The organism is uncultured Clostridium sp., assembly GCF_937920395.1.
Taxonomy (GTDB): domain Bacteria; phylum Bacillota; class Clostridia; order Clostridiales; family Clostridiaceae; genus Clostridium_AD.
This window is the reverse complement of record NZ_CALEVF010000028.1, coordinates 1-9,653: the sequence shown is the minus strand read 5'-3', so window position 1 is coordinate 9,653 and position 9,653 is coordinate 1. Positions and strand designations below refer to the sequence as shown.

The window sequence follows — 9,653 nt, the reverse complement described above, 5'->3', positions numbered from 1 at the left end:
AGATTTGATACTTGGCATAAATAAAAAAGTACCTCTTATATCCGGAAAAATGGTTACTGCAATTAATTTTGATAATGCAGCAACTACACCACCATTTAAATCTGTTATGGATGATATTATTGATTTTGCACCATGGTATTCCTCCATTCATCGTGGTGATGGATATAAGTCTCAATTAACTACCAAAATGTATGATAATTCTAGAGATATTGTAAGACACTTTGTTAATGCTGATTCGAGTAACACTGTAATCTATGTTAAAAACTCTACAGAGGCCATTAATAAACTATCTAATTTATTGTATGATCCATATAAAAAGAATGTAATATTAACTACAGATATGGAACATCACTCAAATGACTTACCCTTTAGAGATAAATTTATTGTAGAATATATATCTATAGGTGAAGATGGAAAGTTGTCCTTAGATGATTTAGAAGCAAAATTGAATAAGTATAATAATCATGTAAAATTAGTTACAATCACAGGTGCTTCAAACGTAACTGGATATAAAAGCCCTATATATGATATAGCTAAATTGGTTCATAGCTTTAATTCAAAATTACTAATTGATGGGGCACAATTAGTTCCTCATGCTCCTATTATAATGAATAGTAAAAACCCAGAATCTAATATAGATTTCTTGGTTTTCTCTGCTCATAAAATGTATGCTCCTTTTGGAACTGGAGTACTAATTGGTCCTAAAAGTGTTTTAGATAATTGCGAACCTGATTTAGTAGGTGGTGGCACAGTCGATATTGTTACTCATGATTTTATAAAATGGAATGACTCTCCACAAAGGCATGAAGCTGGTTCCCCTAATGTTATAGGCTCTATAGCTCTCGCCTCAGCCATTAAGACATTAAGTAACATTGGTATGGATAACGTGGAGTATGTTGAAAAAGGATTGACCTCCTATGCCATCTCAAAATTAAAAAATATACCAAATGTTAAAATATATTGTGATACTTCTAAATGCATTGAGAGAGTTAGCATAATCCCCTTTAATATCTGTGGAATGCATCACTCCCTAATTGCAAAAATACTCTCCTATGAATGCGGTATTTCGGTAAGAAGTGGGTGTTTTTGTGCCCAACCGTACCTAGTTAAGCTACTAGATATTTCTGATGAATTTCTAATTAAGCGTTTAAACAATCCTAACTTGTATCACCCAGGAATGGTTAGGCTTAGTTTTGGACTTTATAACACTTATGCAGAAATTGATATATTGGCTTATGCTCTAGAACAGATTTCTTTAAAAAGAGAATATTATATTATGAAATATGAAAATATGGAAAAGACACTTTTTGACTTTTAACGGCATGTGATTTTTTCTGATCACAAAAATAGTACACCACCGTTGTGTACTATTTTAATATTATTTACCTTTTCTATTTCATATAAGTCTCTACAATTTCTCCATAATACAAAATATGATAATCTCCATTTTCATAAGAACTTTTTACAATATCTTTTAAAAGTAGTTTAGGGTCCATTTCCTGTTTATATACTATTTTACATTCATAAAAAAGTTCACACTCACCAATTATTGGAGTATCCACCTTTTTACTCTTTTCTAATGTTAAATTACACTCCTTAAATTTATCAATATCTCTCCCTGATTTACTTCCACAAACCTTTAATGCATTTTTCATGTTTTTATTTAAAGGTATACTAACAGTAAAATTATCAGCATTTTTTAAAAGATCAATTGTATATCTTGATTTCCTTACCATAAAAGTAAAAATAGGTCTATTCCATACATATCCTATATTTCCCCATCCTATAGTCATTGTATTAATTTTTTCACCATCTTTTACTGTTAAAAAAGCACCTTGCGTATGCAAAAATTTCATACCTTTTTCTAAATTATCCGTAAAATTAATTTCCATTTATTTATCCTCCTTGTAAAATTTTATTTAGAACGAATTGCCTAACTAAATTTATAAAAATAATATTATAATAGGTATAGTAATACCTGAAACTATCGTAGTTATAAAAACGCATTGAGATGCAAGTAGTCTATCACCACCATATTTTTCAGCAATTATTGGAGCCATTACAGCTGCAGGCATTGCTTGCAATATAACACATATAGTAAGTAACAGTTCATCCACTTTAAATATTTTTAATACAATATACACAATCATCGGAACTATTAAAAGCCTAATTACAGCAGCATAATATACCGACAAGTCAGAAAAAGCATCTTTAAGCCTCATTTCTGCAAGCATTGAACCAACTATTATCATAGATATTGGTGTTGTTGTGGCTCCAACTAATTTTAGTGAATTCTCAATAGGAGCAGATAATTTTATTGAAAAAACAAATAAAATCAAACCAATAAACACAGCTATTAGTGCTGGATTTATTAATGCTTTCCTCATTGATTTAAAATCCTTTTCGCCGGTAAAGAGCATTACGCCTACTGTCCACACCAGGATATTAAAAGCAATATTGAATATTGCTGCATAGAAAACACCTATTCCACCATAAATACTTTCAAGCACTGGATAACCCATAAATCCGACATTTGAAAAAATTGTTATAAATCTAAATACTTGCTGTTTGTTTATAGGAAACTTTGAAAAAAATATTCTACTAATAAATATTAAACTTATATGAATTAGAAAAGAATATATAAAAATTTTACGAGCATTACTACCCATCGCCGCTTGGTATTTAATATTAAACGATGTTATTATCATAAATGGTAGTGTTATATTAAGTAGTAATTCAGACAACCCTTTATCAACTACACTGTTAAGAAACTTCCTTTTCTTAGCGTAAAAGCCTACTGCCATAATAATAAATAATACTATAACTTGATTAATTAATTGGCTATTTTGCATTTTAATTCCCCTTAAATATAACTTGGCAACAACTATTATTAACTCATGCTATATAGACATATATTCCATTTTTCTTTCTCTAAAATAAACAGGTTTCAAGTTACATATCTCACAGAGTCTAATAGCCTGAGTAAAATAAGCACCAATATTCTCTACATTATGAGCATCTGAACCTATAGTCACATATTTCCCACCTATTTGACTATAGGCTTTATATATATCAATTAAATTATTATATGCTTGTGAGTTTCCAAATCTTCTAGTATTAATTTCAATAACTTTTTCATTTTGTACTATAATTTTAAAAATTTCATTTATATATTCATTATAATCTTGATAATGCATTTCCTTATCATTATAAGTTGCATATCTTGATATATAATCAATGTGACCTAAACTGTCAATGAAGTCATGCTTCTCCACATTAGCTAGCATACTTAAAAAATATTTGTCGTAAGCATCTTTTTTTGCCTTACCTTCATAATATTTTGGATAATAAATATCTTCCCCATCTACTGCATGTATAGACCCAATTATATAGTCAAAAGGATATTTACTTGCAACATTCCTATTTTTATCTAAACAAATTTCTTGCATTCCAATTTCAATTCCAAGCATGAGCTTTTTACTTCTATATCTCTCATAGTCATTAAAATACTTTTCTATATCAAAAGTCATATCTGCTCCTGCTGGAAAGTTTAAATCTAGATGCTCTGTAAAAATCATACCTATACCACTTTCCCTTGATTGTTCCATAGCATACTGAACTTTCATTTCAGAGTCATCAGAAAACTCTGTGTGTATATGTGAGTCAATCATAATTCATCCCCCTAGAACTTTTTCTATTGTTTAACAACCTTCAATTATATTAATACCTTTGATTATATCAAAACATAGTACAAAAATATATAGCAGTAACCTAAGTAATATAGGTTACTGCTACTTTTTCTTCTTTCTATTTATATAATGGGAATCTACTGCATAACTCTTTTACTTTTTCTCTAATTGGCGCCAAATTACCTTCTCTATTTTCTATAGTTTCATTTATAAGTGCAGCTATTGTTCTCATTTCTTCTTCTTTAAATCCTCTTGTAGTTACTGCTGGTGTACCAATTCTTATACCACTTGTAACAAATGGACTTAAAGTTTCATTTGGTACAGTATTTTTATTTACAGTAATTCCAACTATATCTAACAACTTTTCAGCTTCTTTACCAGTAATGCTTTTATTTGTTAATTCTATTAATAAAAGATGATTATCCGTACCACCAGATACTAACTTAAAACCATATTTTTGAAGTTCTTTTCCAAGTAGTTTTGCATTTTTAACAACTTGTTCAATATAAACTTTAAATTCTGGTTTAAGCGCTTCTCCGAAACAAACAGCTTTGGCAGCAATAGTATGCATTAAAGGTCCACCTTGCATACCTGGGAAAATAGATTTATCTATTGCTTTTGCATATTTCTCTTTGCATAAAATCACGCCACCTCTAGGTCCCCTCAATGTTTTATGAGTTGTTGTAGTCACAAAATCAGCATATGGAACTGGAGACTCATGTGCACCTGTTGCAACAAGACCTGCAATATGTGCCATATCTACAAACATATACGCATTAACTTCATCACATATTTCTCTAAATAGTTTAAAATTTATGGCTCTTGGATAAGCGCTAGCTCCAACAACTATCATTTTAGGGTTATGTTTTTTAGCCAAAGCTCTAACTTTTTCATAATCTATTGTTTCTGTCTCTAAATCAACACCATAAGGAACGAAATTATATAACATTCCAGAAAAATTTACAGGACTTCCATGAGTTAAATGTCCACCATGACTCAAATTCATACCTAATACTGTATCTCCTGGTTTAAGCACAGAGAAATAAACAGCCATATTAGCTTGAGATCCTGAATGTGGTTGTACATTAGCGTGATCAGCACCAAAAAGTTCTTTAATTCTTGTGCGTGCTAAATTTTCTACTTTATCGACTACTTCACATCCGCCATAATATCTTTTGCCAGGATACCCTTCTGCATATTTATTAGTTAATATAGATCCATTTGCTTCAAGTACAGCTCTACTAACAAAATTTTCTGAAGCAATTAGTTCGATATGATCCTCCTGCCTTGTGTTCTCTTCTTCAATTATTTTGTAAACTTCTAAATCACTGTTTTTCAAATATTCTTTCATGTTAATACCCATCCTCTCGTCTTTTAAATTGAATAATCTAATAAAATGATTCCATTAATAATTATAAAAATCAATAAAAATAATACTCTGAAATTTCAGAAATAAATAGTATATTTATATTATAAAATTTTATAGGATAATTATCAACTAAAACATGATAATTCAATGAATTTTTCTGGGTTTTTAATTAAATAGTATTAATACAAGAAATTAATAATACAAACCATAGTTTTTTTATCATATATGACATATAAAATCAAAAAATAATAAATAAAATAACTTAATTTTCTAACTAATAATAATTTATTAGATTTATGGTATATAATAATAGAGCAATTTTATTATTATATGATATAAAATTAAAATGATATTTATTTTGAAAGGAGATTATATGTATACTGACGATATCATTCAAATCGCTGCTGAAGCCGGTAAAATCATTTTAGAAAATGGCGGAGAAACTTATAGGGTAGAGCAAACAATAACCATGATATGTAAATCTTATGGCATACCAAGAACTGAAAGTTTTGTTACTCCTACGGGCATTATGATTTCTATAACTAATAGTAAAAATCAGACCATTTCATTAATTAGAAGGATTCACATTAGGACAGTTAATCTTCGCAAGGTTTCCATGATTAATAATCTATCAAGGCAAGTTGTAACGAGCCCTTTATCCATAATGGATATAAAAAATGAAATTGAATATATTAATAATTTACCACCTTATTCTCAAAAGACTACTACTTTTTTTTCAGCTTTCTGCGCAGGATTTTTTACGTTACTTTTTGGAGGAAATTACAAAGATTTTTTTGTAGCCTTTATAATAGGAGCACTTATTAATTATTTAAGTTTATTTTTGGATAAATTCGAAGTAAATAGTTTTTTAAAAAATATGCTTGGTGGTTCTCTTGCTGCGCTCATAGCGCTAATAGCTAACTCATTACATTTAGTAGGCAATATGGATACTATAATAATAGGGTCAATAATGTTATTAGTACCTGGCATAGCCATAACAAATGCAATAAGGGATACAATTGCTGGGGATTTAGTTTCTGGTATCTCTAGATCTATAGAGGCTTTATTTATAGCTGTAGCAATATCTTCTGGTACAAGTATAATTTTTAAAATTTGGTTCTTATTATTTGGAGGTACTCTTATATGATTCTTAATTCATTTTATGCATTTTTAAGTTCTCTAGGTTTTGGAGTACTATTCAACATTCGTGGTAAAAACCTAATAATCGCATCACTTGGAGGCGGACTTGCTTGGCTAACTTATCTTATTTCAGGAAGACTTCAACCATCCCTTGTTTTTTCATTATTTCTTGCATCAATGGTTGGTAGCATTTATTCAGAAATAATGGCAAGATTATATAAAAATCCTGTGACTATGTTTGTAATCTGTGCAATTATACCACTTGTGCCCGGCGGTGGAATGTATTACGCTACCCTTGAAGCTGTAAAAGGTAACTTTACTCTCGCTCTAACCAAAGGTGCTGAAACGCTGTTTAGTGCAGGTGCAATTGCAGTTGGAATAGTATTTGTAGCTTCCATAAGTACTATTTTCAAAAAAATAAAAATAAAGAAGTAAAATTTGATATCAAATTTTACTTCTTTATTTTATTTTAAAAACATAAGAAAAGTTGAGACTAACTCTTCAATTTTAGCTTTTTCTTCATTCTTTTCTTCCAGATGATCATCACTTTCATGTAAAAGACAGTTTTTTGTATATCTTTCTAAAACAAGCCCACCAACTTTATTCATAGCTGACCTTGCTGCAGCCACTTGAACCAATACGTCTTTACAGCAAGCTTCACATGTTACCATCTTTTCTATACCTTTAACTTGTCCCTCGATTTTTCTCAATCTAATTTGAATGTTTTTTACTAACTCATCATTTATTGATTTATCATTATCATTTATCATTTTACCTCAGCTTTTATAATACCAAGTTCTTTAAGCTGCTTGTCATCAACCATGTTTGGTGCTTCACTCATTGGACAATAAGCATTTTGATTTTTAGGGAAAGCAATTACATCCTTGATGTTATCAGTTCCAGCTAAGAACATTATCATTCTATCGAGTCCAAAAGCAAGTCCGCCGTGAGGTGGTGGTCCAAACTTAAATGCTTCTAGTAAAAATCCAAATCTTTCCCATGCCTTTTCACGTGTAAATCCCAAGACTTTAAACATAGTTTCTTGAAGCTCTGAACTATGTATTCTTATACTTCCTCCACCTAATTCTTCTCCGTTTAAGACTATATCATAGGCTTTAGCACGAACTCGACCTGGATCTGATTCAAGATACTGTAGATCTTCATCCATTGGCATTGTGAAAGGATGATGTGCTGCTATATATCTATTTTCTTCTTCGCTATAATCAAATAAAGGAAATTCTGTAATCCATACAAAATTAAATTCATTATTATCCTTCAAAATTTCTAGTTCTTTGGCTACATGTAATCTTAATGCACCTAAACTTTGTAGTGTTATACTATCCTTGTCTGCAACAATAAGCACTAAATCTCCGGTTTTTGCATCTACCTTATCAAGTATTGCTTGCATTTTCTCATCACTAAAAAACTTAGCCATAGGTGATTTTATTCCATCTTCTTTACATGCAATCCATGCAAGTCCTTTTGCTCTATATGTCTTAACAAGCTCTCCAAATTTATCCAATTTCTTTCTTCCCATATCTGCCGCATTTTCAACTTTTATAGCCCTTACTGAGCCACCACTTTCTATTGCATTTTTAAATACTACAAATTCAGAATCTTTTACGACGCTTGTTATATCGTTAATTTCCATTCCAAATCTTATATCTGGCTTATCTGATCCATATTTACTCATAGCTTCTTTATATTTCATTCGTCTTATAGGAAGTTTTACATTCTCATTGACAACTTCTTTAAATACCTTTTTAATTAATGCTTCGTTAATAGCCATAACATCATCTTCTTCAACAAAGGACATCTCTATGTCAATTTGTGTAAACTCCGGTTGTCTATTAGCTCTTAAATCTTCATCTCTAAAACATCTAGCAAGTTGAAAGTATTTATCATACCCTGACACCATTAGTAATTGTTTAAATAGTTGTGGTGATTGTGGGAGTGCATAAAACATACCTGGATAATTTCTACTTGGAACTAGATAATCCCGTGCACCCTCTGGTGTACTTTTTGTAAGTATAGGTGTTTCTATTTCTAAAAAACCATTTTCATCTAAAAAGTCGCGAACAACCTTAGTTGTTTTAGAACGTATCATAAATATTTTTTGCATATCCGGTCTTCTTAAATCTAAATATCTATATTTTAGACGTATATTTTCTGCTGCATCTAAACCTTCTTTTATATATATAGGTGGTGTTTCTGATTCTGATAATATTTTTATATTCTCTCCTTTAACCTCTACGAGTCCAGTTGGTAAATTTTCATTTGGAGATTGTCTTTTAACAAGTTCGCCAGTTACAGCAAGGCAGTACTCTGGTTTTACTTTATCTGCCTTTTCAAAAGCTTCTTTGTTTATTTCTTCTCCAAATACTAATTGTAATATTCCTGTTCTATCTCTTAAATCTATGAAAACAAGTCCCCCTAGATTTCTTTTTCTTTGAACCCAACCCATTACTGTTACTATATTTGATATGTGTGATTCTCTAAGATCGCCACACATATTGGTTCTCTTTAAACCATTTAATGCTTCTGCCATTTTATTTTCTCCTTCCCTTTGCTTTGATTATATTACATTTATATTAGTACATTTAGGCACTTTAATATCCATTACATTTTAAGTATATAATGTGTTTAGTAATATAATCTTTTTATCAATCATCTCATCTACTCTTTTTATGTATTCACGAACATCCTTTACATTCGCAAACCTTTCATGTCTATTTTCATCTAGAAACACAACTTTCGAAACTGCATCTGCTCCTAGTGCAATTACTGTCTGTTTTTCTTCAATCATTTGAATATTATAGATTCCTTCTTTAGCTAAGGTAGTATATCCTATATTCTCCATATTACCTATCATATTTTTCTGCTTATACATATAATATGGTTTCATATTAAGTTTTTTTGTGAGTTCTACAGTAAGCCCATACATTTTATTTAATTCTTCTTGCCCTGGAACTTCAAACCTATAATTATTAAGCATATTTTCATGAAGCCTTGAAGCTCTTTTTATAGACATACCATGAATTGTAATACTATCAGGTTTAATTTTATAAATTTCATCACAAGTCTTTTTCATATGCGAAATTTTTTCTCCAGGTAACCCTACTATCAAATCCATATTTATGTTATCAAACCCTAATTCCCTTGCCATTTCAAATTTTTCGAAAACATCTTCTACGTTGTGATTTCTTCCAATTAATTTTAATGTATCATCATTCATTGTTTGAGGATTAATGCTTACTCTATGTACTCCATATTTTTTCATAGTAATTAATTTTTCACGTGTTATACTATCCGGTCTTCCACATTCTACTGTAAATTCACGTATATTATTTTTTGAAACAAATGCTTCGTATATACAATTCATTATAAACTCAAATTGTTCATTATTTATTGATGTAGGGGTACCCCCTCCAAAATATACACATTCAATGTTAAGC

General features: G+C 30.2%; 10 protein-coding genes. 3 read left to right on the top strand and 7 right to left on the bottom strand.

The features are described 5' to 3' along the window. A partial coding sequence (locus Q0649_RS01770; protein ID WP_367179333.1) for an aminotransferase class V-fold PLP-dependent enzyme occupies positions 1 to 1,318 on the top strand: 1,318 nt, incomplete at its 5' end. Between the two features lie 73 nt (positions 1,319 to 1,391). On the opposite strand, the gene Q0649_RS01765 is transcribed toward Q0649_RS01770, so the two are convergent. The 4 genes from Q0649_RS01765 to glyA form a co-directional block, all read right to left on the bottom strand. Further along, positions 1,392 to 1,892, bottom strand: coding sequence for a flavin reductase family protein (locus Q0649_RS01765; protein ID WP_298836618.1), 501 nt, complete (start codon positions 1,890 to 1,892; stop codon positions 1,392 to 1,394). Between the two features lie 51 nt (positions 1,893 to 1,943). Then, positions 1,944 to 2,852 (bottom strand): AEC family transporter, encoded by a 909-nt coding sequence (locus tag Q0649_RS01760; RefSeq protein ID WP_298836616.1) that lies wholly within the window; start codon positions 2,850 to 2,852, stop codon positions 1,944 to 1,946. A 48-nt stretch (positions 2,853 to 2,900) separates the two neighbouring features. Further along, on the bottom strand, positions 2,901 to 3,671 hold the full coding sequence (locus Q0649_RS01755; RefSeq protein WP_298836614.1) for a histidinol phosphate phosphatase: 771 nt from the start codon (positions 3,669 to 3,671) through the stop codon (positions 2,901 to 2,903). Positions 3,672 to 3,807: 136 nt separating this feature from the next. Next, the gene (glyA, locus tag Q0649_RS01750) at positions 3,808 to 5,046 is read right to left on the bottom strand and encodes a serine hydroxymethyltransferase (protein WP_298836620.1); all 1,239 of its coding nucleotides are present in this window, start codon (positions 5,044 to 5,046) and stop codon (positions 3,808 to 3,810) included. 385 nt (positions 5,047 to 5,431) lie between these two features. On the opposite strand from glyA, the gene Q0649_RS01745 reads away from it, so the two are divergent. Together Q0649_RS01745 and Q0649_RS01740 are read left to right on the top strand one after the other, a co-directional pair. Further along, positions 5,432 to 6,205: a threonine/serine exporter family protein gene (locus Q0649_RS01745; RefSeq protein WP_298836612.1), complete on the top strand. Its 774-nt coding sequence runs from the start codon at positions 5,432 to 5,434 to the stop codon at positions 6,203 to 6,205. Beyond that, on the top strand, positions 6,202 to 6,633 hold the full coding sequence (locus Q0649_RS01740) for a threonine/serine exporter family protein (RefSeq protein WP_298836610.1): 432 nt from the start codon (positions 6,202 to 6,204) through the stop codon (positions 6,631 to 6,633). The genes Q0649_RS01745 and Q0649_RS01740 overlap by 4 nt, the downstream gene beginning before the upstream one ends. 29 nt (positions 6,634 to 6,662) lie before the next feature. Here Q0649_RS01740 and Q0649_RS01735 read toward each other — a convergent pair whose 3' ends face one another. From Q0649_RS01735 to hemZ, 3 genes are all read right to left on the bottom strand, one after another. Further along, positions 6,663 to 6,968 (bottom strand): metal-sensitive transcriptional regulator, encoded by a 306-nt coding sequence (locus tag Q0649_RS01735; RefSeq protein ID WP_298836608.1) that lies wholly within the window; start codon positions 6,966 to 6,968, stop codon positions 6,663 to 6,665. Next, positions 6,965 to 8,746 (bottom strand): aspartate--tRNA ligase, encoded by a 1,782-nt coding sequence (aspS, locus tag Q0649_RS01730; protein WP_298836606.1) that lies wholly within the window; start codon positions 8,744 to 8,746, stop codon positions 6,965 to 6,967. The genes Q0649_RS01735 and aspS overlap by 4 nt, the downstream gene beginning before the upstream one ends. A 78-nt stretch (positions 8,747 to 8,824) precedes the next feature. After that, a partial coding sequence (gene hemZ, locus Q0649_RS01725) for a coproporphyrinogen dehydrogenase HemZ (RefSeq protein ID WP_298836604.1) occupies positions 8,825 to 9,653 on the bottom strand: 829 nt, incomplete at its 5' end.